Annotated in this window: 23 protein-coding genes; 10 read left to right on the top strand and 13 right to left on the bottom strand. The window is 69.8% G+C overall.

All coding sequences use genetic code 11. The annotated features are described in order from the left end of the window. Positions 1–3: 3 nt before the first annotated feature. Together ACG04Q_RS07620 and ACG04Q_RS07615 are read right to left on the bottom strand one after the other, a co-directional pair. Positions 4–501, bottom strand: coding sequence for a gluconokinase (locus ACG04Q_RS07620; protein ID WP_394510290.1), 498 nt, complete (start codon positions 499–501; stop codon positions 4–6). A 192-nt stretch (positions 502–693) separates the two neighbouring features. Further along, positions 694–2,622 carry a DUF5666 domain-containing protein gene (locus tag ACG04Q_RS07615; RefSeq protein ID WP_394510289.1) on the bottom strand — a complete coding sequence of 643 codons (1,929 nt, stop codon included), beginning with the start codon at positions 2,620–2,622 and terminating at the stop codon, positions 694–696. A gap of 335 nt (positions 2,623–2,957) precedes the next feature. On the opposite strand from ACG04Q_RS07615, the gene purL reads away from it, so the two are divergent. Then, complete coding sequence (gene purL / locus ACG04Q_RS07610) at positions 2,958–6,920, top strand: phosphoribosylformylglycinamidine synthase (RefSeq protein WP_394510288.1); 3,963 nt, start codon at positions 2,958–2,960, stop codon at positions 6,918–6,920. Here the strand turns inward: purL and ACG04Q_RS07605 are convergent. Both ACG04Q_RS07605 and ACG04Q_RS07600 read right to left on the bottom strand, forming a co-directional pair. Then, positions 6,917–7,606 carry a glutathione S-transferase family protein gene (locus ACG04Q_RS07605; protein ID WP_394510287.1) on the bottom strand — a complete coding sequence of 230 codons (690 nt, stop codon included), beginning with the start codon at positions 7,604–7,606 and terminating at the stop codon, positions 6,917–6,919. The two genes, purL and ACG04Q_RS07605, sit on opposite strands and share 4 nt — an antisense overlap. A gap of 85 nt (positions 7,607–7,691) precedes the next feature. Continuing rightward, a complete protein-coding gene (locus tag ACG04Q_RS07600; RefSeq protein ID WP_394510286.1) occupies positions 7,692–9,023 on the bottom strand; it encodes an MFS transporter in 1,332 nt (443 codons plus the stop codon). 114 nt (positions 9,024–9,137) lie between these two features. Between ACG04Q_RS07600 and cyoA the strand changes: the two genes are divergently transcribed. The 7 genes from cyoA to ACG04Q_RS07565 all read left to right on the top strand — a co-directional run bounded on the left by cyoA (position 9,138) and on the right by ACG04Q_RS07565 (position 16,046). Then, on the top strand, positions 9,138–10,214 hold the full coding sequence (gene cyoA / locus ACG04Q_RS07595; protein ID WP_394510285.1) for a ubiquinol oxidase subunit II: 1,077 nt from the start codon (positions 9,138–9,140) through the stop codon (positions 10,212–10,214). A 10-nt stretch (positions 10,215–10,224) separates the two neighbouring features. Then, on the top strand, positions 10,225–12,237 hold the full coding sequence (gene cyoB, locus ACG04Q_RS07590) for a cytochrome o ubiquinol oxidase subunit I (protein WP_394510284.1): 2,013 nt from the start codon (positions 10,225–10,227) through the stop codon (positions 12,235–12,237). A gap of 16 nt (positions 12,238–12,253) precedes the next feature. Further along, the gene (gene cyoC / locus ACG04Q_RS07585; RefSeq protein ID WP_394510283.1) at positions 12,254–12,877 is read left to right on the top strand and encodes a cytochrome o ubiquinol oxidase subunit III; all 624 of its coding nucleotides are present in this window, start codon (positions 12,254–12,256) and stop codon (positions 12,875–12,877) included. Further along, positions 12,877–13,275, top strand: coding sequence for a cytochrome o ubiquinol oxidase subunit IV (cyoD, locus tag ACG04Q_RS07580; RefSeq protein WP_394510282.1), 399 nt, complete (start codon positions 12,877–12,879; stop codon positions 13,273–13,275). Before cyoC ends, cyoD begins: the two co-directional genes overlap by 1 nt. Before the next feature lie 173 nt (positions 13,276–13,448). Next, on the top strand, positions 13,449–14,156 hold the full coding sequence (locus ACG04Q_RS07575) for an SURF1 family protein (protein WP_394510281.1): 708 nt from the start codon (positions 13,449–13,451) through the stop codon (positions 14,154–14,156). Beyond that, entirely contained in the window at positions 14,153–15,499 is a 1,347-nt protein-coding gene (locus ACG04Q_RS07570; protein WP_394510280.1) for an ATP-binding protein, read from the top strand. The genes ACG04Q_RS07575 and ACG04Q_RS07570 overlap by 4 nt, the downstream gene beginning before the upstream one ends. Continuing rightward, positions 15,486–16,046 carry a response regulator transcription factor gene (locus ACG04Q_RS07565; RefSeq protein ID WP_394510279.1) on the top strand — a complete coding sequence of 187 codons (561 nt, stop codon included), beginning with the start codon at positions 15,486–15,488 and terminating at the stop codon, positions 16,044–16,046. Before ACG04Q_RS07570 ends, ACG04Q_RS07565 begins: the two co-directional genes overlap by 14 nt. Positions 16,047–16,246: 200 nt before the next feature. Here ACG04Q_RS07565 and ACG04Q_RS07560 read toward each other — a convergent pair whose 3' ends face one another. The 5 genes from ACG04Q_RS07560 to ACG04Q_RS07540 form a co-directional block, all read right to left on the bottom strand. Continuing rightward, complete coding sequence (locus ACG04Q_RS07560) at positions 16,247–17,239, bottom strand: LLM class flavin-dependent oxidoreductase (RefSeq protein WP_394510278.1); 993 nt, start codon at positions 17,237–17,239, stop codon at positions 16,247–16,249. 32 nt (positions 17,240–17,271) lie between these two features. Further along, complete coding sequence (locus tag ACG04Q_RS07555; RefSeq protein WP_394510277.1) at positions 17,272–18,153, bottom strand: alpha/beta hydrolase; 882 nt, start codon at positions 18,151–18,153, stop codon at positions 17,272–17,274. Then, positions 18,150–19,508 carry a type II toxin-antitoxin system HipA family toxin YjjJ gene (yjjJ, locus tag ACG04Q_RS07550; RefSeq protein WP_394510276.1) on the bottom strand — a complete coding sequence of 453 codons (1,359 nt, stop codon included), beginning with the start codon at positions 19,506–19,508 and terminating at the stop codon, positions 18,150–18,152. The genes ACG04Q_RS07555 and yjjJ overlap by 4 nt, the downstream gene beginning before the upstream one ends. Positions 19,509–19,621: 113 nt before the next feature. Then, positions 19,622–20,167, bottom strand: coding sequence for a GNAT family N-acetyltransferase (locus ACG04Q_RS07545; RefSeq protein WP_394510275.1), 546 nt, complete (start codon positions 20,165–20,167; stop codon positions 19,622–19,624). Further along, on the bottom strand, positions 20,164–20,412 hold the full coding sequence (locus ACG04Q_RS07540; RefSeq protein ID WP_394510274.1) for a DUF2917 domain-containing protein: 249 nt from the start codon (positions 20,410–20,412) through the stop codon (positions 20,164–20,166). The genes ACG04Q_RS07545 and ACG04Q_RS07540 overlap by 4 nt, the downstream gene beginning before the upstream one ends. Before the next feature lie 107 nt (positions 20,413–20,519). Between ACG04Q_RS07540 and gcvA the strand changes: the two genes are divergently transcribed. Continuing rightward, entirely contained in the window at positions 20,520–21,443 is a 924-nt protein-coding gene (gcvA, locus tag ACG04Q_RS07535; RefSeq protein WP_394510273.1) for a transcriptional regulator GcvA, read from the top strand. Positions 21,444–21,453: 10 nt separating this feature from the next. Here gcvA and ACG04Q_RS07530 read toward each other — a convergent pair whose 3' ends face one another. From ACG04Q_RS07530 to ACG04Q_RS07515, 4 genes are all read right to left on the bottom strand, one after another. Next, entirely contained in the window at positions 21,454–22,224 is a 771-nt protein-coding gene (locus ACG04Q_RS07530; RefSeq protein WP_394510272.1) for a hypothetical protein, read from the bottom strand. Between the two features lie 86 nt (positions 22,225–22,310). Further along, positions 22,311–23,024, bottom strand: a complete 714-nt coding sequence (locus ACG04Q_RS07525; protein WP_394510271.1) for a YebC/PmpR family DNA-binding transcriptional regulator — start codon at positions 23,022–23,024, stop codon at positions 22,311–22,313. An 80-nt stretch (positions 23,025–23,104) separates the two neighbouring features. Further along, positions 23,105–23,359: an eCIS core domain-containing protein gene (locus ACG04Q_RS07520; protein WP_394510270.1), complete on the bottom strand. Its 255-nt coding sequence runs from the start codon at positions 23,357–23,359 to the stop codon at positions 23,105–23,107. 134 nt (positions 23,360–23,493) lie between these two features. Then, positions 23,494–24,606, bottom strand: coding sequence for a S1C family serine protease (locus tag ACG04Q_RS07515; RefSeq protein WP_394510269.1), 1,113 nt, complete (start codon positions 24,604–24,606; stop codon positions 23,494–23,496). Between the two features lie 25 nt (positions 24,607–24,631). On the opposite strand from ACG04Q_RS07515, the gene ACG04Q_RS07510 reads away from it, so the two are divergent. After that, on the top strand, positions 24,632–25,243 hold the full coding sequence (locus tag ACG04Q_RS07510) for a hypothetical protein (RefSeq protein WP_394510268.1): 612 nt from the start codon (positions 24,632–24,634) through the stop codon (positions 25,241–25,243). Positions 25,244–25,253 lie beyond the last annotated feature (10 nt).

The following is a 25,253-nucleotide window of genomic DNA, read 5'->3' as shown; positions in this document are numbered from 1 at the left end:
GTGTCAGCGCATCCAGTCGCAGACCTGGGCGGTCAGCATGGCCGGCGGCGCCGTCGCGTCCAGTCGCAGCACGCCGGGCTCGCCGACGGGGGACTCCAGCGTGTCGAACTGGCTGTCGATGAGGCTGGCCGCGAAGAAGTGCCCGCCGCGCGTGCGCACGCGGCGCGCGGCCTCGGCGGGCGTGATCTCCAGGAACGCGAAGCGCAGCCCTGGCGAGGCCTGGCGCAGCTGCTCGCGGTAGGCGCGCTTCAGCGCCGAGCAGGTGACGATGACGCCGGGCCGCTGCCGCAGCCTGTCGCACAGGCTGGCCAGCCAGCTGGCGCGGTCGGCGTCGGTCAGCGGCTCGCCGCGGGCCATCTTGTCGCGGCTGGCTGCGGTGTGCAGCAGGTCGCCCTCCACCCAGGTGCGCGCCAGGCGCTCGGCGGCGGCAGCGGCCAGCGTGGATTTGCCGCAGCCGGCAACGCCCATGACGACGAGGGAAGCGAGGGCGGGCTGGGTCATGGAGGCGGCAGGCGGCGGGGACGGGCTGTGCGCAGTTGCGCAGGCCCGTCGATGTTTGCTGGATAGCGCTATCCTACATGCGGACCCGGCGTTGGGGCGGTCCGTACTTTCCCGCTGCCGCGCTCGGGCGGAAAAGAAAAAAGCCCGGCGCCGCGAACGGCCCGGGCTTGCGGGGCAGGGCGCGGGCGCCGATCAGCCCGGCATGAAGTGCACCTGCTTGGCGATGAGCACGCCGTCCTTCACCGTGCCCTTGATCTCCACCTTGGCGCCGTTGGCCAGCTTGGCCGTGTCGCCGTCGATGAACTTCACGCCGCTGCCGGAGGCATCCACCTTCTGGCTGCCGACCTTGAAGCTGGCGCTGCTGACGAAGTCATTCACGAGGCCGGCCAGGTAGACGTATTCGCTGCCGGCGTCGTCCTTCTCGGGCTTCTGCAGCTCGATGCTGATCGCGGTCAGCCGGATGGCGCCGTCGCTGCCGGTGACGCTGACCTTGAGGCTCAGCCGCGAGCCGTTGACCAGGTCGGCCAGCTTGGTGCCGGCGGGCAGCAGCTGGGTGTTGGGCGTCACCACCACCGTGTAGCTGCCGATCTGCAGGCTGTCGCCCGTCACGTTGAAGGCGATTCCGGAGAAGCCCAGCGTCTTCGCCACGCCCGTGGTGTTGACGACGGTGACGGCGGTGGCGGTGAAGACGCCGCTGCTGGCCGAGTACGTGCCCTCCACGCTGACCGTCACGCCGGCGGCCAGGTTGGCCAGCGACTTGCCGTCGGGGCTGACCTTGGTGGCATCTCCCCAGGCCACCGGCGTGCCCAGCAGCGTGAAGCGCTTGGCGGCGGCGTCCACGGCCGTGATGGCGCCGGCCAGGCGCTGCGGCTTGTCGGCGGGCGGTGGCTGCACGGTGATCTCGCTGGCCTTCACGCCCGTGGGCGTCAGCTGGCCAGTCACCTGCACCCAGGCCCCGGCAGCCACGTCGGCCGCGCTGCCCTTGATGAACTTCGCGGCGCTGGCGTCCACCACCGTGTCGCGCAGCGTGAAGTTGGCCAGCGACACGTAGTCGGTGATCTGGCCGATCAGCAGCGCCTTGATGGCCGTGTCGTTCTTGAACACCTTCAGCCAGTCGGCCTTCATCGCGCCGTCCTTGATGACGCCGTGCGCCAGCGCCTGCGCGCCGTTGGCGACGTCGGCCGCCTGCGTGCCGTCCTTCAGCGTGGCGGTGCTGGCGTCGACGACGACGTCACCGATGCGCAGGCTGCTGAGGCTCTTGAAGTCGTTGATGGGCCCGCCCACGGTGGTGTCGGACGAATCGGGCAGCTTGCGCGCCTTGACCTCGACGACGCTGGCCGCCAGCACGGTCTTGCCGCCGCTGACCGTGGGCGCCGCCGTGGCGACGACGCTGACCAGCTTGCCGTTCTCGATGACGGCACCGGTGGGCAGCAGCTTGGCATCGGCGTAGCTGACCGTCGCGCTGCTGTTGCCGGCCAGCGCGAACGTCCTGGCCGTCGTGTCCAGCCCCTGCACGGCGCCGCTGAGGCGGAACACCTCGGTGCCGTCCTTGGCCTTGCGCTCGATGCGCGTGGCGGTGATGCTGCCGTCGCCGGCCACCGTGCCACTGACCTTCACGAGGTCCCCCACGGCCAGCTGGCTCAAGGCGTTGAAGCCGTCGAAGACGGTGGGCAACTGGCCGGTCGCCGTGGTCTTGATGGTCTGGCCGAACACGACCAGCGTGCCGGCCGCCGCGTCCACGGCGCCGACCGTGCCGGCCAGCGCGAAGTTCACGACCAGGTTCTGCAGCACGCCGTCCTTCAGCTCGCCCTGCACGCGCATGCCGGTGCGCAGGTCGCCCAGCGTGCCGGCGGTCTGCGCGTCGGGGCGGTTGGCGAAGGCCACCTTGGCCAGGCTGTCGTCGAAGCGCTGGCCGTCGATGACGACGCTGCCGAAGCCGGTGATGGTGCCGTCCACCACCGAGGCCGTGCTGGCGCTGGGTGCGGTGGGCGAGGGCGCCGCAGGCGCCTGCGTGGCCGTGTCGCCTGCGCCGCCGCCACCGCAGGCCACCAGCACGGCCGTGCTGAGTGCGCAGGTGGTGGCGCACAGCGCCCAGTGGAAGTGTTGCTTGAGTTGTCTCATCTGAACTGCCTTTGATGTGTTGAGCCGGGTCCGGGCGCCCCTCGCAACCCGTGAAATCAGTCTGACGAGGCAGGCTGTTGGCTGGCTGTCCAGCTGTGTCGAGTTGTTGCCGTGGGGCTCGTCTGTATGTGCGCAAAGTCACGAACGTTGGGGGGTGTTCGACCGGCGGCAGTCTGGGCCGCATGAGCGGTGGCGGCGGTGTTTTCCGCTCGTCGCCGGGGCGCTGCCGTCCGTCCCTCAGTAGAATCCCGCGCTTGCGCACGCTGCCCCTTGCCGTTGGGGCCGAGCATTTCCGAGAACCGCGCGCCCGCCCGCGCCCAGCCTCCCCGGATTCCATGGCCCTGACCCCGCATCTGACCCATTTCGAGGGCGGCAACGCTCTTTCCGATTTCCGCGCCCAGGCCTTGCTGGCCCGGCTGCAGGAGGTCAGCACGCGCATCACCGGCGTCAGCGCCCGGGCCGTGCACTGGGTCTGGACGGACGCGCCGCTTGATGCCGAGGCCCGCGAGCGCTTCGCCGCGCTGCTGACCTACGGCGAGCCGGCCACGGCTGACGCGACGGGTGACCTCGTCGTCGTCACGCCGCGCTTCGGCACGGTCAGCCCCTGGGCCTCCAAGGCCACCGACATCGCGCGCAACTGCGGCTTGAACCTGAAGCGCGTCGAGCGTGTCGTCGAGTACCGCATCACCACGAAGTCGGGCCTGCTCGGTGGCGCCAAGCCGCTCAGCGCCGACGAACTGAACGCCTGTGCCGCGCTGCTGCACGACCGGATGACCGAGTCGGCCTGCTTCAGCCGCGAGGACACAAAACACCTGTTCGACGAACGCACCGCCGAGCCACTGGCCCATGTGGATGTGCTCGGTGCAGGCCGTGCCGCGCTGGAGAAGGCCAACGTCGAGTTCGGCCTGGCGCTGTCGGGCGACGAGATCGACTACCTCGAGACCAACTTCAGGAAGCTGGGCCGCAACCCCAGCGACGTCGAGCTGATGATGTTCGCGCAGGCCAACAGCGAGCACTGCCGGCACAAGATCTTCAACGCGTCGTTCACGGTGGACGGTGAGGCGCAGCCGCTGAGCCTGTTCGGCATGATCCGCAACACCGAGAAGCTGAACCCGCAGCACACGGTCGTCGCTTACTCGGACAACGCGGCCATCATGGAAGGCCATGCCATCGAGCGCTGGATGCCGGCACCCCAGCCGGGCGCGCAATACCTGGCCCGCCCCGAGCAGGCCCAGGTGCTGATGAAGGTGGAGACGCACAACCACCCGACGGCCATCTCGCCCCACCCGGGCGCGTCCACCGGCGCGGGCGGCGAGATCCGTGACGAAGGCGCCACCGGCCGTGGCTCCAAGCCCAAGGCGGGCCTGACGGGCTTCTCGGTGTCCAACCTGCACCTGCCGGGCCTGAGTGAGCCCTGGGAGCAGAACCCCGTCGGCAAGCCGGCTCACATCGCCAGCGCGCTGGACATCATGATCGACGGCCCCCTGGGCGGCGCCGCGTTCAACAACGAGTTCGGCCGCCCCAACCTGGCGGGCTACTTCCGCGTCTTCGAGCAGACGGTGGCCGGCGTGCGCCGCGGCTATCACAAGCCCATCATGATCGCGGGCGGTCTGGGCACCATCCGCTCGGACCTGACGAAGAAGATCGAGTTCCCGGCCGGCACGCTGCTGATCCAGCTGGGCGGCCCCGGCATGCGCATCGGCATGGGCGGCGGCGCCGCCTCGTCGATGGCGGCGGGCACCAACACCGCCGACCTGGACTTCGACTCCGTGCAGCGCGGCAACCCCGAGATCGAGCGCCGCGCGCAGGAGGTCATCAACCACTGCTGGGGCCTCGGCGCCGAGAACCCGGTGCTGGCCATCCACGACGTCGGCGCGGGCGGCATCTCCAACGCCTTCCCCGAGCTGGTGAACGACGCCGGCCGCGGCGCGCGCTTCGACCTGCGCAAGGTGCCGCTGGAAGAGTCGGGCCTGGCCCCGAAGGAAATCTGGTGCAACGAAAGCCAGGAGCGCTACGTGCTGGCCATCGCGCCGCAGAGCCTCGATCAATTCAAGGCCTTCTGCGAGCGCGAGCGCTGCCCGTTCGCCGTCGTCGGCGTGACGACGGAGGAGCGTGAGCTCAAGCTCGTTGACGATCTGGCCGGCGACGATCACCCCATCGACATGCCGATGGACGTGCTGCTGGGCAAGCCGCCCAAGACGCACCGCGACGTGACCCGCGTGGCCCGCGATGGCGGCACGCTGGACCTGACCGGCGTGAAGCTGGAGACCGCGGCCTTCGACGTGCTGCGCCACCCGACGGTCGCCAACAAGCGCTTCCTCGTCACCATCGGCGACCGCACCGTGGGCGGCCTGAACCACCGCGACCAGATGGTCGGCCCCTGGCAGGTGCCGGTGGCGGACTGCGCCGTCACGCTGGCCGACTTCAAGGGCTTTGCCGGCGAGGCGATGAGCATGGGCGAGCGCACGCCGCTGGCCGCCGTCAACGCCCCGGCGTCGGGCCGCATGGCCGTGGCCGAGGCCATCACCAACCTGCTGGCCGCCCCGTTCGAGCTGCCGCGCGTGAAGCTCAGCGCCAACTGGATGGCCGCCTGCGGTGAGGCCGGTGAAGACGCCGCGCTGTTCGACACCGTGAAGGCCGTCGGCATGGAGCTGTGCCCCGCTTTGGGCATCTCGATCCCGGTCGGCAAGGACTCCTTGTCGATGCGCACGAAGTGGGATGCCAACCAGGTGACCGCGCCGGTGTCGCTGATCGTCACGGCCTTTGCCAGCATTGCCGACGTGCGCGGCACGCTGACGCCCGAATGGCAGCGCGAGGATTCCTGCGCCATCCTGATCGACCTGGGCCAGGGCAAGCACCGCCTGGCCGGCTCCATCCTGGCGCAGACGCTGAACCAGTTCGGCGCCGACGTGCCGGACCTGGACGATCCGCAGCTGCTGGTGTCGCTGGTCAACGCGATCAACGAACTGCGCGCCGCGGGCAAGCTGCTGGCCTACCACGACCGCTCCGATGGCGGCCTGTGGGCGGCGGCCTGCGAGATGGCCTTCGCCGGCCAGACCGGCCTGAGCCTGAACATCGACATGCTGGTCACCGAAGGTGACGGCATCAGCGACAGCCGTGCCGACACGGGCGACTCGAAGAACTGGGCCGCCCAGGTCAGCGGCCGCCGTGACGAGCTGACGCTGCGCGCGCTGTTCGCCGAGGAGCTGGGCGCGCTGATCCAGGTGCGCGCCGCCGACCGCGATGCCGTCATGCAGGTGCTGCGCGCGCACGGCCTGTCCAAGCACTCGCACGTCGTGGCCAAGCCCAACGCGGCGCGGCAGATGGAAGTCTGGCGCGATGCGAAGAAGGTCTTCGCCGCTGATCTCACGGCGCTGCAGCAGACCTGGGACGAGGTGAGCTGGCGCATCGCCAAGCTGCGCGACAACCCGGCCTGCGCCGATGCCGAGCATGCCGCCGCCGGCAAGGCCGACGACCCGGGCCTGCACGTGCACCTGACCTTCCAGCCAGAGGCACCGTTCGTGTCGACCGGCGCCAGACCGAAGGTCGCCATCCTGCGCGAGCAGGGCGTGAACTCGCATGTCGAGATGGCCTACGCGATGTCGCTGGGCGGCTTCGACAGCTTCGACGTGCACATGAGCGACCTGCAGTCCGGCGCGGTCAAGCTGGACGGCTTCGCGGCGTTCGTCGCCTGCGGCGGCTTCAGCTACGGCGACACGCTGGGCGCCGGTGAAGGCTGGGCGCGCAGCATCATGTTCAACCCGGTGCTGACCGAGCAGTTCCGCGCGTTCTTCTCGCGCTCCGACACGCTGGCGCTGGGTGTCTGCAACGGCTGCCAGATGCTGGCCGCGCTCGCGCCCATCATCCCGGGCGCCGAGGCCTGGCCGCGCTTCACGCGCAACCAGAGCGAGCAGTACGAGGCCCGCCTGGCGCTGGTGGAGGTGCTGGACTCGCCCAGCGTGTTCTTCAAGGACATGGCCGGCACGCGCTCGCCGATCGCTGTGGCCCACGGTGAAGGCTTTGCGAACTTCGCTCGCCAGGGCGATGCGGGCCAGGTCATCGCCGCGATGCGCTTCGTCGACAACCACGGCCAGGCGACCGAGGCCTACCCGTTCAACCCGAACGGCAGCCCGGGCGGCCTGACGTCCGTGACGACCGCAGACGGCCGCTTCACCGCGCTGATGCCGCACCCGGAGCGCGTGTTCCGCAACGTGCAGATGAGCTGGACCTCGGGCGACCGCGCGCAGTACAGCGCGTGGCTGAAGATGTTCCAGAACGCGCGCAAGGCGCTGGGCTAAGGCTTAGGCCCTTCGCCGCTGAGGAAGCGCTCGGGCAGGGCGCTCTTCAGCGGGTAGTACTGGAAGAACGGGCGGGCCTCGACGATGCAGCGCCACACCGATGGCCGGGCCAGCAGACGCTCGAAGTAGGCGGCCAGCCGTGCGTGGCCGGCCGGGAACGGCAGCACGACGGCGGCGTAGAACAGCGCTGGTGCGGCGGCGCAGTCGGCCAGGCTGAAGTCGTCGCCTGCGGCCCATGCGTGCGCGCCCATGCGGTTCTCGATCATGTCGTAGGCGGAGCCCAGGGCTGCGACGCTGGCCTGCATGGCCAGCACATCGCGCTGCGCTTCAGGGCGCAGCAACTGCCCGATGTAGCGCTGCATGGGGTCCATCACGTAGAGGTCGAACAGGCGGTCCCACAGGCGCACCTGCAGCTGGGCGTCGAAGCCCTCTGGCAGCAGGCGTACGCGGCCGGGGTGGCGGCGGTCCAGGTATTCGATCTGCAGCGAGGTTTCCGGCACGATGCGCTCGCCGTCCACCAGCAGCGGGATCTTGGCCGTCGGCCACAGCGTGGCGTAGGCGCCACGCGCGGCCGGGTCGCCGAGGTGGACGACCTGGGCCTGGAACGGCGTGCCGTTTTCGTACAGCGCGATCAGCAGCTTCCAGCTGCAAGACGACAGCGGGTGGTAGTGCAGGGTCAGGCTCATGGAGTGCCTCATCTGAAGCCGGGTGCAAAGGTGTTGCGCAAAGACAAAAGCGGGCCGCAGCCCGCCTTGACATGGGTGGGGATGGTCAGTCCTCCACCACTGCCGCCTCACGCAGCTTCTTGTTCACGCGCAGCGCCAGTAGCGTGCAGACCACGGCCGACAGCAGGTAGACGGTCAGCGACCCGAGGCCGAAGCGCGACGACAGGTACAGCGCGATGACGGGGGCGAACGCCGCGCCCAGCAGCCAGCACATGTCGGCCGTCAGCGCGGCGCCGGTGTAGCGGAAATGCGGCAGGAAGTTGGACGTCACCGAGCCGGCCGACTGGCCATAGGACAGGCCCAGCAGCACGAAGCCGATCAGCAGGAACGCGGCCTGACCCGGTCGGCCACCGCCCAGCATCATGGGCGCGAACAGCGCGAAGACGCCGATGGCGATGGCCAGCGTGCCCAGGAAGCTGCGGCGGCCGATCTTGTCGGCGATCAGACCCGACATCGGCATGGCCGCGGCAGCGAAGGCGGCGCCCAGCAGCTCCATGCGCATGAAGTCGTCGATGCCCTGCGGGTCGGACAGTGCCACCCACGACAGCGGGAACACCGTCACGAGGTGGAAGAGGGCGTAGCTGGCCAGCGCGGCGAAGGCGCCGATGACGATGTGATGGCCCTGCGCCGGCAGCAGTTCGTGCAGGTGGGCCGGGTCCAGCTCATGCTCCTCCATGCGCTTCTCGTATTCGTGCGTGACGACCAGCCGCAGCCGGGCAAACAGCGCGACGACGTTGATCGCGAAGGCCGTGAAGAACGGGAAGCGCCAGCCCCAGGACAGGAAGTCCAGCGTATTGAGGCTGGTGTAGACGTACAGGAACACGCCCGACGCGACCAGGAAGCCCAGCGGTGCGCCCAACTGGCCCAGCATGGCGTACCAGCCGCGACGGTCGGGCGGTGCGTTCAGCGCCAGCAGCGACGGCAGGCCGTCCCAGGAACCGCCCAGGGCCAGACCCTGGCCGACCCGGCACAGCGCCAGCAGCACGATGGCCGTGGAGCCGGCCGTTGCGTAGCCGGGCAGCAGGCCCATGGCCACCGTGGAACAGCCGAGCAGGAAGAGCGCCACCGTCAGCTTGGCGGAGCGGCCGAACTTGCGCTGGATCTCCATGCCGATGAGTGTGCCGACCGGTCGGACGACGAATGCCAGCGCGAACACCAGGAAGGCGTACAGCGTGCCCGTCAGCTGGTCGGTGAACGGGAAGAAGACCTGCGGAAAGATCAGCACCGAGGCGATGCCGAACACAAAAAAGTCGAAATATTCCGATGCCCGGCCGATGATCACGCCCACGGCGATGTCGCCGGGCGCCAGATCCTCGTCGGTGCGGCTGGTCAGGGGACCGGACTTCGGGGCCTGGAAGGTACTGCTTGCAACTGCCATATCGGTCTTGTCTCCGTCGGTCACTAGGACAAAATGTCCACTCGTTGATTTGCCTCAATCAACTTACATTCCTGTCCCACGTGCAAGATCGTTAACCCTCGCGCGTAAGTCCGGATGTACCCCACAAAGTCTCTCCTTACTCGCGCCCTGGTCTTGTCGGCCAGCGCCGCATTGGCTGGCTGTGATTGGATCGTGATGAAGCCGCATGGCGACATCGCGCAACAACAGGCCAATCTCATCGTCACGTCCACGCTGCTGATGCTGCTGATCATCGTCCCGGTGATCGCGCTGACGCTGTTCTTTGCCTTCCGTTACAGGCAATCGAACAAGGAGGCGACCTACGCGCCGGACTGGGACCACTCCACGCGCCTGGAGCTGGTGATCTGGGGCGCGCCGCTGCTCATCATCATCGCGCTGGGCGCCATCACGTGGATCAGCACCCACAAGCTGGACCCGTTCCGTCCGCTGGATCGCATCTCTGAGGACAAGCCGCTGGTCGCCGGCGTCAAGCCGCTGGAGGTGTATGCCGTCTCCATGGACTGGAAGTGGCTGTTCATCTACCCCGAGCAGGGCATCGCGACGGTCAACGAGATGGCTGCGCCGGTGGACCGTCCCATCCACTTCCGCTTCACGTCGACGAACGTGATGAACACCTTCTACGTGCCCGCGCTGGCCGGCATGATCTACACGATGCCCGGCATGGAGACGCAGCTCCACGCGGTCATCAACAAGGCGGGCGTCTACGACGGCATCTCGGCGCACTACAGCGGCGCCGGCTTCTCGGACATGCGCTTCAAGTTCCATGGCGTCAGCAACGAAGACTTCGCCCGCTGGGTCGAATCCAACAAGGCTGCGGGCCAGGCGCTGACGCGCGAGGACTACCTGAAGCTGGAGCAGCCCAGCACCAAGGAGCCGGTGCGTCGTTTCGCCAGCGTCGAGCCGGGCCTGTGGGGCGCCATCGTTGACCGCTGCGTCGACGGCAAGAAGATGTGCGCGAGCCAGATGATGGCCATCGACGCGGCCGGCGGAGCCGGCAAGGGCGGCGTGGCCGGCACGATGCGCAGCAACTGGTCCGCTGCCGACGGCAGCAAGCGCGAGCGCCTGGTGGTGGCCGCGCTGTGCACGCCCACCAACCCGCTGGGCCTGCCCGAAGGTGAGGCCGCCGCTGCGGCTGCCGTGACCAAGAACTAAGAGAAGTCCGATGACCGTCTACCCTGATGAGCTCCACCCGGTCTTCGGCCGGCTGGGCCTGCATGCTCTGCCGTTGCACGAGCCCATCCTCGTTGCAACCTTCATCGCCGTCGCCCTCGGCGGCCTGTTCGTCCTGTTCCTGATCACGAAGTTCCGCCTCTGGGGCACCTTGTGGCGCGACTGGGTCACCAGCATCGACCACAAGAAGATCGGGATCATGTACATGATCCTGGGCATCGTCATGCTGCTGCGTGGCTTTGCCGACGCGCTGATGATGCGCGCCCACCAGGCGATGGCGTTCGGCGAGAACGCCGGCTTCCTGCCGCCGCACCACTACGACCAAGTCTTCACGGCCCACGGCGTCATCATGATCTTCTTCGTCGCGATGCCGTTCGTGACAGGGCTGATGAACTATGTCGTGCCGCTGCAGATCGGCGCGCGCGACGTCGCGTTCCCGTTCCTGAACAACTTCAGCTTCTGGATGACGGTGGGCGGCGCGATCCTGATCATGATCTCGCTGTTCGTCGGCGAATTCGCCAAGACCGGCTGGCTGGCCTTCCCGCCGCTGTCGGGTGTCCTCGCGAGCCCCGACCCCGGCGTGGACTACTACCTGTGGTCATTGCAGATCGCCGGTGTGGGCACGACGCTGTCCGGCATCAACCTGATCGCCACCATCATCAAGATGCGCGCGCCCGGCATGACCATGATGAAGATGCCCGTCTTCACGTGGACCTCGCTGTGCACCAACGTGCTGATCGTCGCCAGCTTCCCCGTGCTCGCCGCCGCGCTCGCGCTGCTGACGGCCGACCGCTACCTGGCCACCAACTTCTTCACGAACGACCTCGGCGGCAACGCCATGCTGTACGTGAACCTGATCTGGATCTGGGGCCACCCGGAGGTCTACATCCTGATCCTGCCGATCTTCGGCGTGTTCTCGGAAGTGGTGTCCACGTTCAGCCGCAAGAAGCTGTTCGGCTACGCGTCCATGGTCTACGCGACGGTCGTCATCACCATCCTGTCCTACCTCGTCTGGCTGCACCACTTCTTCACGATGGGCTCCGGCGCCAGCGTGAACTCGTTCTTCGGCATCACGACGATGATCATCTCGATCCCGACGGGTGCGAAGATCTTCAACTGGCTGTTCACGATGTACCGTGGCCGCATCCAGTTCGAGGTGCCGATGCTGTGGACCGTGGGCTTCATGGTCACCTTCGTCATCGGTGGCATGACCGGCGTGCTGCTGGCCGTGCCGGCGGCGGACTTCGTGCTGCACAACAGCCTGTTCCTGATCGCCCACTTCCACAACGTCATCATCGGCGGCGTGGTGTTCGGCGTGTTCGCGGCCATCAACTACTGGTTCCCGAAAGCCTTCGGTTTCCGCCTGGATGCGTTCTGGGGCAAGGTCTCGTTCTGGTGCTGGTTCATCGGCTTCTGGGTCGCCTTCACGCCGCTGTACATCCTGGGCCTGATGGGCATCACGCGCCGCGTCAGCCACTTCGATGACATGTCGCTGCAGCCGTACTTCGTCGTGGCGGCCATCGGTGGCGGCATCGTCGCCATGGGCATCGCGGCCTTCCTGATCCAGATCGGCGTCAGCGTGCTGCGCCGCAAGCAGCTGCGCGACACGACGGGCGACATCTGGGGTGGCCGCACGCTGGAGTGGTCCACGGCATCGCCGCCGCCCGACTACAACTTCGCGTTCACGCCCATCGCCCACGAGATGGACGCCTGGCACGACATGAAGCAGCGCGGCATCGAGCGTCCGACCAGCGGCTTCGTGTCCATCCACATGCCCAAGAACACCGGCGCCGGTTTCGTCATTGCCATGCTGGCCACGGCCATGGGCTTCGCGCTGATCTGGCACATGTGGGTGATCGCGGCGATCAGCTTCGCCGCGACCGTCATCGCCGCCATCGTGCACACCTTCAACTACGACCGCGATTACCACATCTCGGCCGACGTCGTGACCCGCAGCGAAGAGGACCGCACCCGCGCTCTTGCCGCCGCCCGCAACGCCGCCTGACCGGGAGCCTGCTGACATGTCTGCAACCATTGCCACGCACGTGAACGGCGCACCGGTCTACTACGACCACAGCGGCGAACACCACCCGCCCAACAGCACGCTGCTGGGCTTCTGGCTCTACCTGATGAGCGACTGCCTCATCTTCGCGGTGCTGTTCGCCGTCTACGCCGTGCTGGGCCGCAACTACGCGGCAGGCCCGTCGGGCGCCGACCTGTTTGACCTGCCGCTGGTGGCCGCCAACACCGCGCTGCTGCTGTTCTCGTCCATCACCTACGGCTTCGCGATGATCGCGATGCAGGCCCGCAAGAAGAGCCAGGTGCTGGCCTGGCTGGCGGTCACCGGCCTGCTGGGCCTCGGGTTCCTGGGCATCGAGCTGTACGAGTTCCACCACCTCATCCACGAGGGCGCCGGCCCGCAGCGCAGCGCGTTCCTGTCCAGCTTCTTCACGCTGGTCGGCACGCACGGTCTGCACGTCACGTTCGGCTGCATCTGGCTGGTCACACTGATGTTCCAGGTGAGCAAGCGCGGCCTCACGCCGCCCAATCGGCGCCGCCTGATGTGCCTGTCGATGTTCTGGCACTTCCTGGACGTCGTCTGGATCGGCGTCTTCACCTTCGTCTATCTCATGGGAGTGATGTGATGGCCGGCTCTTCTCACGCGCATCACGATTCGCACGGTCACGACGACCACCTTGACGGCGAGGCCGACTTCCACGTCAGCTACAAGGGCTACGCCACCGGCTTCATCCTGTCGGTCATCCTGACGGCCATCCCGTTCTGGCTGGTCATGGGCAACGTGCTGGGCAATCCCAAGACCACCGGCCTGGTCATCCTCGGCTTTGCGGCCGTGCAGATGGTCGTGCACATGGTGTACTTCCTGCACATGAACGCCAAGGTCGAGGGCGGCTGGTCGCTGCTGGCGCTGCTGTTCACCGTCGCGCTGGTGGTCATCATGCTGGCGGGCTCGGTGTGGGTCATGTATCACATGAACGCCAACATGATGCCCACGCCCGACCCCGCGGCGATGAGGACCATGTAAGGCCCCTCGCCCAGCTTGCCGCGCTGAACGCGGGCAAGTCTGGTCGGTCCCCCGAGGGGACGGCGATGCATGCGGCATCGAGCCGCATGCACATCGCCAGGCGGGCCGGCTTGGGAGCGGCCCGGCGCTCGGCCCGCAGAATGCGCTACGCCCGCAACGGAAAGGATGCAGACATGGCACGCGCCGCACGCACAGTGCTCATCGTTGCCATGGCGCTGTCCAGCCTGGGCTTCCTCACGCTTGCCGGCTGGCAGGTGCAGCGCCTGTCCTGGAAACAGGATCTCATCGCCCGTGTCGGCCTGCGGCTGCAGGCTGCGCCCGTCGCGCCGCCGGCGCAGGATGCGCAGGTGGGCAAGGACGACGAATACCGCCGCCTGCGGCTGCAGGGGCGATTCGAGCCGCGCGAGGCGCTGGTGCAGGCCACCACCGACCTGGGTGGGGGCTACTGGGTCATCGCGCCGCTGCGGCTGGACGATGGCCGCATCGTCCTCGTCAATCGCGGTTTCGTGCCTCCGGAGCGGCGTGCACCCGAGGCGCACGCGGCGCCCGACGGCCCCGTCGAGCTGACCGGCCTGCTGCGCCTCACCGAGACCGGCGGCGGTCCGCTGCGCAAGAACGAGCCGGCCGAGGGCCGTTGGTATTCGCGCGACGTGGCGGGCCTTGCGGCCCAACTGGGCGTGGCCGACCGGGCCGCGCCGTACTTCGTCGACGAGGCCGCCGACCCCGCCCAGCCGCAGCGCTGGCCGCGCCCCGGCCTGACGGTGGTGCGTTTCGCCAACAATCACGCCGTCTACGCCGCCACCTGGCTGGCGCTCGCGGCCATGGCGGCCGCCGCGGTCTTCTACCTGGTCCGCGAGGAGCGCCGCCGCGCCTCGCCTTGAACACCACGCCGCCGCCCCTCACCGCCGAGTCTGCCGAACCGGTCATCGTCGCACCCGAGCGTCGCGCCGGCCGCGCCAACCTGCGCCAGCTCATCGAACTGCGCTGGCTGGCCGTCGGCGGCCAGCTGGCCACCGTACTCGTCGTGCACGCGGGCCTGGGCATCGAGCTGCCCTGGGCCGAGATGCTCAGCCTGCTGGGCATCCTGGCGGCGTTCAACCTGTTCAGCCTGTGGCGCAACCGGCTGACGCAGCCGGTGTCGCAGCTGGAGCTGTGCATTGCGTTGCTGGTAGACGTGGGCGTGCTGACTGGCCAGCTCTATCTCGCCGGCGGCAGCGACAACCCCTTCATCTACCTCTACCTGCTGCAGGTTGCGGTGGCCTCCGTGCTGCTGCGGCCGGCCTATCTGTGGGCCATCGTGCTGAGCACGCTGACCGGCTTCGTCGCGCTGACGCAGTGGCACCGCCCGCTGGCGCTGGACCCCTCGTCGCCCACGACGTTGTCGCCCAACTACCTGGGCGGGCTGCTGCTGTGCTTTCTGCTGAACGTCGCGCTTCTCAGCGTGTTCATCGTGCGCATCAACAGGAACCTGCGCCAGCGCGACAACGAGCTCGCCGAGCTCAAGCAGCGCGCCGCCGAGGAGATGCACATCGTGCGCATGGGCCTGCTGGCCAGCGGCGCCGCGCACGAGCTGGGCACACCGCTGGCGACGCTCAGCGTCATCCTGGGCGACTGGGCGCACATGGCACCGTTCGCCGGCGAGCCCGAGCTGCGCGAGGAAATCGAGGAGATGCAGCGCCAGATCCTGCGCTGCAAGGCCATCGTCACCGGCATCCTGATGTCCGCCGGCGAGATGCGCGGCGAGGCGCCGCAGCTGACGCCGCTGCAGGCTTTCGTCGACGGCCTGGCGATCCGCTGGCGGGCGGCTCATCCGGGTGCCGAGCTGGCGTTGCGCTGCGAGGCGCTGCCCGACATGGACATCATCTCGGACACCGCGCTGCAGCAGGTCGTCGCCAACCTGCTGGACAACGCCGCCGAGGCTTCGCCCGGCACGCCGCTGACGCTGCAGGCCACCTGCCCGGACGAGGACACGCTGGCGCTCAGCGTGCTTGACGAAGGCCCCGGCTTCGATGACGAGCGCCTGCGCCACTTCGGCGAGCCCTACCAGAGCAGCAAGGGCCAGCCCGGCCGCGGCATGGGGTTGTTCCTGTCGGTCAACGTCGCGCGCACGCTGGGCGGGCGGCTGGAGGCAGGCAACCGGGAAGAGGGCGGCGCCGTCGTGACCCTGACGCTGCCGCTGGCTTCCCTGCTGCCGCGACAATCACCCACCAATGCCCGCTCCTGAAGAAGACCGCCTGCTGCTCATCGTCGAAGACGACGACAGCTTCGCCCGAACCCTGATCCGCTCCTTCGAGCGCCGCGGCTGGCGCGTGCTGCGTGCCACCGGGCTGGACGACATGAAGGCCTTGCTGGACGGTCTGCCCGATGACGAGGAACTGGGCCACGCCGTCGTGGACCTCAAGCTCGCCGGCGGCGCCTCGGGCCTGGCCTGCGTGCAGCAGCTGCACGCCTGGGACCCGGAGGTGCTCATCGTCGTGCTGACCGGCTACGCCAGCATCGCCACCGCCGTGGAGGCCATCAAGCTGGGCGCCTGCCACTACCTGGCCAAGCCGGCCAACACCGACGACATCGAGGCCGCGTTCGCACGCCGCCAGGGCGATGCCGACGTCGAGGTTACCGAGCGCCAGACCGTCAACATCAAGACGCTGGAGTGGGAGCGCATCCACGAGGTGCTGGCCGAGACCGACTTCAACATCAGCGAGACCGCGCGCCGCCTGGGCATGCACCGCCGCACGCTGGCGCGCAAGCTGGAGAAGCAGCGCATCAAGTGAGCAGCCGGTGGTGCCTCTCGCAGGGCAGACCGGCCGTACCACTCGTGCGTCGCCCTCAGACCGGCCTGGCTGAACACCGGCGTCAGCCGATGGCGTTGCAAGCCGCTGGGTGACACCACGTCGCTGCCAGCCCTGCGCTGCTGGCGGAACGCGCGGCCGCATCCGCGACGAGCGCACGGGGCGTTGGCATGCCCGCCGGTTCAGAGCCTCGCCAGCAACTCGTAGGACCGGCGCCTCAGCCCATGCGCATGCACCGCGCAGGCGACGATGAACTCGTCGGCGCTGGTGCGCTCGGCCGTGGCGGCCAGGCCAGCGCGCACGGTGTCGGGCGAGCCGACGATGGACTCGCTGAGCATCCGCTCCACCTGCATGCGCTCCGCGGGTGACCACAGCGGCTCCATGCTCTCCACCGGCGGCGGCAGCTTGCCGCGCCGGCCGCGCACCATGCCCAGGAAGCGCTGCTGTGCCGACGTGAACAGCAACTGTGCCTCCTCGTCCGTGGGCGCGACGATGACGTTCAGCCCCACCATCGCGTGCGGCTTCGGGTGCCGCGCGCTGGGCCGGTAGGTGGCACGGTAGATCTGCAGCGCCTGCATCAGCATCTCCGGCGCGAAGTGCGACGCGAACGCGAACGGCAGGCCCAGGTAGGCGGCCAGCTGCGCGGAGTAGAGGCTGGAGCCCAGCAGCCAGATCGGCACCTCGGTGCCCTGGCCGGGCACGGCGCGCACCTGCGCCTGCGGCGACTCGGCCGCCAGGTAGCCCTGCAGCTCCAGCACGTCGTTGGGGAAGCTGTCCTCGCCGCCGCTGCTGTCCAGGCTGCGGCGCAGTGCGCGCATCGTGGCGCGGTCGGTGCCCGGCGCGCGGCCCAGGCCCAGGTCGATGCGGCCGGGGAACAGTTCGGCCAGCGTGCCGAACTGCTCGGCAATGGTCAGCGGCGCATGGTTGGGCAGCATGATGCCGCCCGCGCCGACACGGATGCGCCGCGACGCCGCTGCCAACTGGCCGATCAGCACGGCCGTGGCCGAGCTGGCCACGCCTTCCATGTTGTGGTGCTCGGCCACCCAGTAGCGCGTGTAGCCCAGCTCGTCGGCCAGCTTGACGAGGTCCAGGCTGTTCAGCAGCGCGTCGCGGGTGGTGGCGCCTTCGACGACGGGTGCGAGGTCCAGGATGGAGAGCGGAGGCAAGGCAGTCATGACGGCATATTGCCGATGCTGGCTTGGCCCCGTCAGCCCGGGGATTTGCGCAGGTGTGATTGCAGCCAGGGGCCGATGCGCGCGTCGTAGGCGGCTGCGTCGAAGCCGTGCAGGTCCACGTGCGCTGCGCCCGGCACGGCCCACAGCGTCTTGGGCTCGGGGGCGGCGGCGAACAGCGCCTCGGTCTCGGGCCAGCGCGTGTGCAGGTCGTCGATGCCCGAGGCCACCAGCAGCGGCGCGCGCACCGAGGTGATCGCGTCGACCGGGCGCAGCTGGTCCGTGCCAAGGCCCAGCCGCAGCGGGATCTGCACGAGCAGCAGCGGCGCCAGCAACTGGCTGGCCGTCGTGCCCAGGCGCATCGCGAGGCGGTCCTGCAGCGCGTCGACGATGGTGGGGTAGACCGACTCCAGCACCAGCGCGTCCAGCTCCGGCTGGCGCTGCGCGAACAGCAGCGAGGCGCCGCCCAGCGACGCGCCGATGGCGCCGACCTTCTCGCCCGGCACGCGCCGGCGCAGCCAGGCCAGCGCCGCCTCGGCGCCGGGCGCTTCCAGCCGGCCGAAGCCGATGCGCCCGCCGCTGCTCTCGCCGTGCGACGGCGCGTCAACCAGCAGGCTGGCCATGCCTTCGCGCTGCAGCCAGCGGGCGCGCGCCAGCATCTGCAGCCGGCTGCCGCGCACGCCGTGCATCAGCAGCACGGCGCCTTCGCCGGGGCGGCCGGGCACGAACCAGCCGGCCAGGTGCTGGCCGTCGCCGTAGAGGAGCGTCACCGTCTCGGCGTGCAGGTCGGCCGGCGGCGCGCCGATGGCGGCGGGCACGGGGCGCGTCAGCCATTCGCCGGCGGCCAGGCTGATGCCGGCCAGCACCAGCGCGAGTGACAGCGCGAGCGCCAGCAGCGCGATGACGGGTCGTTTCATGCGAGGGCCATCGCTTGCGCCAGCCTGCCGGCGTTGTCGGCGCACAGCGCTCGAAAGGCGGGGCTGATGCGCGCGTCGTCCGCCGCGGCGCGCCAGAAGCCCAGCGCACCCGGCGCCGTGCGCTGCCAGCGCTCGCGCTCAGCCGGCAAGGGCAGGGCGGGCTGCAGCGCGGGCGACGTGACCTCGCCGCCGGCTTGCGGCGCGTAGCGCATGGGTAGTTGGTCGTAGCTGGGCGCGAGGCGCAGGCCCGCGGCGTCGTGGAAGAAGCCCAGGTTGCCGCCGTGCATGTCGCTGTTGCCGATGAGCTGGCCGAACAGCTGGCGCTGCGCCGCACGCTCGGCGTCGGCCGCGCTCAGCAGTCCGCGGGCGGTCAGTGCCGCGGTCACGCGGGTCCAGTCATCCGACGCCTCGCCGACGAGGCCGGCGTTGGCCTGCGCCAGGCTCACCACGCCGCGCCGTCCGTGCAGGCCCACGCGGTCGAAGCGCTCGCTCTCCAGGAAATGCCGCCCCTGGTGCGCCAGCAGCCGCGTGCGCGCCGCGTCGTCGCCCAGCGCGTCGGCGGCCAGTTGCTCGCAGACGAGCAGGTCGCGCCAGCGCTGCACGGTGGGCGAGTCGTCGGCGCCGCTGAACTTGACGACGCAGTGCGGCGTGGCCATGCCCGGCAGCGCGCGTGCGACGGTGAACTTCGGGAACTCGCCGCCGGCCGACGAGCCGGGCAGCGCGCCGTCCAGCGCCTGTGCGGCGAGCCGCGCGCAGGCGGCGGGCAGGTCGTTCTCGGCCAGCGGCGCCGCGGCGGCCAGGCGGGTGTCGAGGAAGCGGCGCAGCGCGGCGTCGCCCACCAGCAGTTCGCCCGGCAGGTCGTCGCCGAAGGCGCCCAGCGACAGCAGCAGCGCGTCGTCGTCCCAGTCGCGCGGGTCGGGCGGTAGTGCGAGGCCGGGCGCGTGCCGGCGCGCGAAGGCGCGGCCCAGGAAGCCCTGCGGCCGCAGGTCGTAGAGCGGGTAGGGCAGGCCGTCGTACCAGCCGTCGCGCGCCTCCTCGGGCACGGGCCAGGCCGGTGTGGCGGCCTCCAGGTGGCAGCCTCGCGGCCAGATCGGCCGCAGCAGGCCCACGGGCTGCGGGCGGCCTTCGGCGTCGATGCGGTACAGCGGCGCTTCCATGCGCTGGCCGCGGATCTCGCGCCGCCACGCGGTGCGCCGCCGCCGCGTCTGCCCGGCCGCCACGACGGCGTCGCCGGCCGTTGCGATCAGCCGCTGCGCCGTCTTCGTGGAGCAGCCCAGCGCCGCGGCGATGTCTGCTAGCCCCAGCGGGCCGCGCGGGCGGAGCAGGCGTTCGAGGCTGGGCAGGTCGGCGGGCATGGATTCGGGTGCTGTGTCCTGAATTTTGTCCTTAATTGAAAATAAAAATCAAATGTAAAACAATGACTTGTGGTGCCTGAGTGCGGTTCTGTGTCCTGAATTGGAGGGGCAGTTCATGCGCCCGGCGTCAGCGTGCCGCGCACCAGTTGCGCTCCGTCCGGGTGGGGCCGCAGCCGGGCGCCCGATTCGCGCATCAGTGCCAGCATGCGGCGGTTGTCGGCCAGCACGTCGCCGAACAGCTGCTGCACGCCCTGCCGCCGGGCCTCGGTGGCCAGGTGGGCCATCAGCCGCCGGCCCAGGCCGAGGCCCTGCCAGTCGTCGGCCACGGCCAGCGCAAACTCGGCGACCGACGGCTGCGCCGGGTCGCAGACGAAGCGGGCGTCGGCAATGACAGGCCGGCCGGGCGCCTCGGCCTCGACGACCCAGGCGCGGTGCAGCCGCTGGTCCACGTCGGTCAGCAGCGTCAGCAGCGCGGGGCTGAGCTCGCGCAGGCCGAAGTGGAAGCGCTGGTGGCGCGAGTCCAGCGACAGGCCGTTGAAGAAGGTCTGCTCGGCGCACCGGTCGCCCGGGCGCAGCAGCCGCAGCAGCGCCGCACGGCCGCCGGGCAGCACCCAGCGGTGGCCGGCCTCGACGGCGGCCGGCGCCAGCGCGGTGTTCACGGCCGGGCCTCGGCGGGGCGCAGGTCCAGCACGGCGCGGGTGCTCAGCGCGCTGACGGTGACGCCGCGGTCATCGGGCACGACGAAGCACTGACCCGGCTCCAGCACGATGTCGCGCGCGTCATGGTCCAGCGTCACCCACAGCGTGCCCTCGGCGCTGCACAGGTGGGTGTCGCGTGCCTCCGGCAGGCGCGAGGTCTGGCCGCGATGCAGCAGCAGCCGGGTGTGGGGGACGTCGATCAGCATGTCTGCCTCCTTGCATGCCGGGTGGGCATGGTCAATGACCCGAATACTGATTGCCTGCCCTGTGTACGACAAACGATGATTCGGAAGGCTTCACATTCCTGCAGATCATGTCAACCAAGCCGCTGGACCGCCTGCCGCCGCTGCAGCTGCTGGCCGCCTTCGAGGCGGCAGCCCGTCACCTGAGCTTCACCCAGGCAGCCGCCGAGCGCTTCGTCACGCAGTCGGCGATGAGCCGGCAGATGCGCTCGCTGGAAGATGAACTGGGCGTGACGCTGTTCGAGCGCCGCCACCGCGCGCTGGCGCTCACCGAGGACGGCCAGCGCCTGTACGCCGCCTGTGCCAGCGCGCTGAACACGCTGCGCGTGGCGGTGCGCACCGTGCGCGAGCCGCACCAGCGCCAGCTGCTGGCGCTGACGACGACGCCGGGTTTCGCGTCGCTGTGGCTGATCCCGCGGCTCACCGCGTTCACGCGCGCCCACCCGGGCATCGACGTGCGGCTGGACGCGGGCCTGGGCAACCGCAACCTGGCCAGCGAGGGGTTCGATCTGGCCATCCGCTACAGCCCGGTGGGCGCGGCCCAGGGACGGCAGCTGTTTGCCGAATCCATGGTGCCGGTCTGCAGCCCGCGGCTGGTGGGCGAGTTGGGCCTGCCGCTGCGCGAACCGGCCGACCTGGCCCGCCACACGCTGCTGCACCTGGCGATGGACGGCGACAGCGCCGGCATGCCGGCCGAGTGGGAGCCCTGGCTCAGCGCCTGGGGCCTGGCCGACCTGCGGCCGGTGGCGCGGCTGAGTTTTTCGAGCTACTCAGAGGCCATCGCCGCCGCCGTGGCGGGGCAGGGCGTGGCGCTGGGCCGGCGGCCGCTGGTGGACGCCTTGCTGGCGTCCGGCCAGCTCGTCACGCCGTTCGACGCCGGCATCGCGTCGGCGCGGGCCTACCGCCTCATCGTCGACCCGGCGGCCAAGGCGCGGCCGGCGGTGAAAGCCTTCGAGCGGTGGCTGCTGGCTGCCTGCGGCCAGGCGGACGCCTGACCAGGCGGCATCAGTAGGGTTTGGTGACCACCAGGTTGACCGGCACCTGGACCGCGCCGAGATCCTGGTACACAGACACCTCCAGCTTGCCCGCCGAGACGGGCGCCGCAAATTGCCACTGGACGGCGACGGCGGTGCCGTCGGTGCCGCCGCGCCTGGAATAGGCGCCGCGCTCGCCCGCGACCGCCGAGCCGTCCGGCTTGACGAGCCTGACGGCGGCGATGGCGCTGACCCGGTCATCGCCGCTGAGCGTCACGGAGCCGGCATCGACGTTGGCCACCACCACGTTGCCCAGGCCCAGGTCCAGCTTCTGCCCGACCTTGGGCTGGAACGGCACGCTGGTCTTCTTGACCGCGCTCGCCACCATGACCCTGACCTGGCCGCTGAAGACGACACCCGCGACACCGCCATCCGGCAGCCGGGTCACGGAGAACGAGTAGGTCGTCTTCCGGCCGTCGGCGCTGAGTTTGCGAAAGCCCGCCACGCTGGCCGCACCGAGCGGTGCCTGTGTCTTGTTGGCCAGGATGGCCGTGGCGGTGACCTTGGCGTCGTCGCCGAAGCTGGGCAGGTCGACGATGAGCCGGTTGTCGAAGGCGACGACCGCATGCGTCTCGACCTTCTCCTGCGCGCCGAGGCTGCCCATGGGCAGCAGGTTGTTGTCCCGCCCCGGTGGCGCCTCGATGAACTGGGCCCCGAACTGCTTGACGGAAAACGACGGCGTGTCGGCGACGGCGGCGCTGCTCAGCAGCAGGGCCGCGGCCAGGGCAAGGCAGGCTTTCATGTGTGCTCCGATGGGTCTGGATCTGTCGGTGGACGCGCCTGCGCGCGGCCCGGGGGTGACCCGGGGCCTGCCGGGGCGACGCGGGCTCAGCCGGCCAGCCCGGCGTAGACGTGCTGCACGTCGTCGTTGTCGTCCATCGCGGCCAGGAAGTTCTCCACCTCTTCCAGCTGCTCGGCCGTGAGGCTGCTGGCGGCGATGGGGTTCTTGGGCCGGTAGCCCAGCTTGGCGCTGAGCACGGTGAAGCCCTGGGCCGGCAGCGCGCGGCTGACGAGGTCCAGGTCGGTCGGGTCAGTCAGGAAGACGGTGACGCCGTCCTCGTCGGCCGGCAGCAGGTCCTGCGCGCCGGCCTCGATGGCGGCCGTGTCGGCATCCGCGCCGGGGGTGGTGGCTTCCGCCTCGATGAGGCCGACGTGGTCGAAGTCCCAGCTCACCGAGCCCGGCGTGCCCTGCTGGCCCTTGCGGAACAGCACGCGCATGTCCGACGCGGCGCGGTTGGTGTTGTCGGTCAGCACCTCCACCATCACGGGCACGCGGTGTGGCGCGAAGCCTTCGTAGATGACCTGCTCGAAGTGCACCGTCTCACCGGTCAGCCCGGCGCCCTTCTTGATGGCGCGGTCCAGCGTGTCCTTGGGCATGGACACCTTGCGCGCCGCTTCGACGGCCATGCGCAGCTTGGCGTTGTCCTTGGGGTCAGCGCCGCCGCGCGCAGCAATCATGATGTCTTTGGCCAGCTTGCCGAACAGCTTGCCCTTCGCGTTGGCGGCGATGTCCTTGTGTTTGGCTTTCCATTGCGCGCCCATGGCGAATCCTGTCTTTGCGTGATGAAGCCCGAGGCAACAGGCCTCGGGCGGGGCGCTACTGTACGGGTTCGGGCGCTGGCCTACAGCGGCGTGCGCCGGGCCAGCATCTCGCGCTCCAGCTGCAGCGCGTCGGCGTCGGCGCTCAGGCCGATGTGGCTGCGCCCGCTCGGCGACACGCGGCCCTGCGCCTGCTGCACCACATGCCAGACCTCATGCGGCAGCTGGCGTTGCTGGCCCGGCGCGAGGTGGATGTCGGTGCCCTGTACATAGGCCTGGGCGTCCAGCTGCGCCGGTCGTGGGGAGTTGTAGTGGACGCGGACGTGATCCAGGTTCATGCCCGACAGCGCTTCGATGTCTGACTTGAGTTTGTCCGGAAGTCCGTTGCCTGAATTGCCCATGAGCTCGTCTCCATGAATCGTGAATGTGCCGTGTGGCGCGGACCGATTCTGACGCGATGGCGGCGACAGCCTCAATCGGAACTTCCCAGCGTCGCCGCCACCTTCCTCGTCTGCCCGCTGCGCCACACGGTCAGCGTCACCTTCTCGCCGATCTGCCGCGTCTCCAGCAGTGACAGCATGTCGTCCAGGTCTGCCACCGGCTGGCCGTCGACGGCGGTGATGACGTCGCCCTGCACGATGCGCCGGAACCGGTCGTAGCCAAACGGCTTCAGCCCGGCTGCCGCCGCCGGGCTGCCGCTGGCCACGTCAGCCAGCAGGACGCCCTTGGGCGCACCCAGCGCCTGGGACAGCTGCGGTGCGCCGGCGGTGATGCCCAGCGCCGGACGGATGAAGCGGCCGTCACGGATCAGCCGCGGCACGATGCGATTGACCTCGTCAACGGGGATGGCGAACCCGATGCCGGCGCTGGCACCGCTGGGGCTGTAGATGGCGGTGTTGACGCCGATCAGCCGGCCGGCGGAGTCCAGCAACGGGCCGCCCGAGTTGCCGGGGTTGATGGCCGCGTCGGTCTGGATGGCGCCCTTGATCGTGCGGCGCGTGACGGACTCGATCTCGCGGTTCAGGGCCGACACGATGCCGGTGGTCAGCGTCTGGTCCAGCCCGAAGGGGTTGCCGATGGCGTAGACCTTCTGCCCCACCTGCAGCTCGCGGCTGGTGCCGATGGCGATGGCCGGCAGCTTGTCGCGCGGTGCCTCGATGCGCAGCACGGCGATGTCGCGGTCCGGGAAGGCGCCCACCAGTTTGGCGGGATAGCTGTTCTGGTCGTGCAGCGTCACGGTGGCGCGGTCGCCGTCCTGGATGACGTGGAAGTTCGTGACGATGTGGCCGTCGGCGTCCCACACGAAGCCGGTGCCGGTGCCGCGCGGCTGCTCGCTGGCGCGCAGCGAGAAGAAATCTCTTTGCACCGACAGCGTCGTGATGTGCACCACCGACGGACTCACGCGTTTGAAGACGCTGATGTTGTTCATCTCCTCGGCGTCCAGTGCGCCGCGGGCGGCGATCGGCCTCGGCTGGGCGGCCTTGTTCTGGGCCTCGGCGGGGCCGTTGGCGAGCAATACGATGAGCGGGAGCGCGAGCAGACGCAGGAACATGGCGCGGGCCGTGGCGGTGTCGATGCGGCGCATTGTGGTTGCAGACGATGGGGGATGCATGAAGCGAGCGTTATGGGGCCTCGGGCTGGGGTTGGCACTGTCGGGCGCCTGGGCGCAGCAGGTGTGGAAGTGTGAGGCGGAGGGCAAGGTCGTCTTCAGCGACAAGCCCTGCCCGCAGGCGGGCAGGCCGGTGGCCGAGCGCAGCCTGCGGCCCAACGTGGTGGACGCGATCAAGCCCGAGGTGGTGGATGCGGCGATGGGCAGGGCCGCTGCGTCGGCGCCGGCGGCCGCACCGTCGCCGGGCAACGCCTGCCCCGGCGATGGCGAGCTGCGCGGCATGCAGACCCGTGCCAACTCCACGACGCTGGGCGACGCCGAGCGGCAGTTCCTGCAGGACGAGGTGCGCCGCGTGCGCCAGTGCCGCAGCGGTCAGGGCCGCTACCGCGAGGCCGACTGGGACATCAGTCGCGAGGCCCAGGCCGCGCAGACGCAGATTGGCGAGCGCGCCCGCCAGGACGCCCGGCTGCGCGCCGAGGCCATGCACAGCGCCGCCGACCCGGACGAGGGCGACCGCATCGCGCGCCGCCGCATCGCCGAGGAGCGGCTGGCGCGGCGCCAGCAGCAGGCGGTGCTGCGGGGCCAGAATCCGGCCTCCACCCCTTTGCCCTGACGCTTGCCCT

It is taken from the genome of Pelomonas lactea, from assembly GCF_043555885.1.
GTDB classification, from domain to species: Bacteria; Pseudomonadota; Gammaproteobacteria; order Burkholderiales; family Burkholderiaceae_C; genus Pelomonas; species Pelomonas lactea.
This window is presented reverse-complemented; position numbering and strand designations above follow the sequence as displayed.

Bases quoted from the DNA above. Each gene is read 5' to 3' on its own strand.
- ACG04Q_RS07620 (WP_394510290.1), bottom strand. From the start codon at position 501: ATGACCCAGCCCGCCCTCGCTTCCCTCGTCGTCATGGGCGTTGCCGGC.
- ACG04Q_RS07615 (WP_394510289.1), bottom strand. From the start codon at position 2,622: ATGAGACAACTCAAGCAACACTTCCACTGGGCGCTGTGCGCCACCACC.
- purL (WP_394510288.1), top strand. From the start codon at position 2,958: ATGGCCCTGACCCCGCATCTGACCCATTTCGAGGGCGGCAACGCTCTT.
- ACG04Q_RS07605 (WP_394510287.1), bottom strand. From the start codon at position 7,606: ATGAGCCTGACCCTGCACTACCACCCGCTGTCGTCTTGCAGCTGGAAG.
- ACG04Q_RS07600 (WP_394510286.1), bottom strand. From the start codon at position 9,023: ATGGCAGTTGCAAGCAGTACCTTCCAGGCCCCGAAGTCCGGTCCCCTG.
- cyoA (WP_394510285.1), top strand. From the start codon at position 9,138: ATGTACCCCACAAAGTCTCTCCTTACTCGCGCCCTGGTCTTGTCGGCC.
- cyoB (WP_394510284.1), top strand. From the start codon at position 10,225: ATGACCGTCTACCCTGATGAGCTCCACCCGGTCTTCGGCCGGCTGGGC.
- cyoC (WP_394510283.1), top strand. From the start codon at position 12,254: ATGTCTGCAACCATTGCCACGCACGTGAACGGCGCACCGGTCTACTAC.
- cyoD (WP_394510282.1), top strand. From the start codon at position 12,877: ATGGCCGGCTCTTCTCACGCGCATCACGATTCGCACGGTCACGACGAC.
- ACG04Q_RS07575 (WP_394510281.1), top strand. From the start codon at position 13,449: ATGGCACGCGCCGCACGCACAGTGCTCATCGTTGCCATGGCGCTGTCC.
- ACG04Q_RS07565 (WP_394510279.1), top strand. From the start codon at position 15,486: ATGCCCGCTCCTGAAGAAGACCGCCTGCTGCTCATCGTCGAAGACGAC.
- ACG04Q_RS07560 (WP_394510278.1), bottom strand. From the start codon at position 17,239: ATGACTGCCTTGCCTCCGCTCTCCATCCTGGACCTCGCACCCGTCGTC.
- ACG04Q_RS07555 (WP_394510277.1), bottom strand. From the start codon at position 18,153: ATGAAACGACCCGTCATCGCGCTGCTGGCGCTCGCGCTGTCACTCGCG.
- yjjJ (WP_394510276.1), bottom strand. From the start codon at position 19,508: ATGCCCGCCGACCTGCCCAGCCTCGAACGCCTGCTCCGCCCGCGCGGC.
- ACG04Q_RS07540 (WP_394510274.1), bottom strand. From the start codon at position 20,412: ATGCTGATCGACGTCCCCCACACCCGGCTGCTGCTGCATCGCGGCCAG.
- gcvA (WP_394510273.1), top strand. From the start codon at position 20,520: ATGTCAACCAAGCCGCTGGACCGCCTGCCGCCGCTGCAGCTGCTGGCC.
- ACG04Q_RS07530 (WP_394510272.1), bottom strand. From the start codon at position 22,224: ATGAAAGCCTGCCTTGCCCTGGCCGCGGCCCTGCTGCTGAGCAGCGCC.
- ACG04Q_RS07525 (WP_394510271.1), bottom strand. From the start codon at position 23,024: ATGGGCGCGCAATGGAAAGCCAAACACAAGGACATCGCCGCCAACGCG.
- ACG04Q_RS07520 (WP_394510270.1), bottom strand. From the start codon at position 23,359: ATGAACCTGGATCACGTCCGCGTCCACTACAACTCCCCACGACCGGCG.
- ACG04Q_RS07515 (WP_394510269.1), bottom strand. From the start codon at position 24,606: ATGCGCCGCATCGACACCGCCACGGCCCGCGCCATGTTCCTGCGTCTG.
- ACG04Q_RS07510 (WP_394510268.1), top strand. From the start codon at position 24,632: ATGAAGCGAGCGTTATGGGGCCTCGGGCTGGGGTTGGCACTGTCGGGC.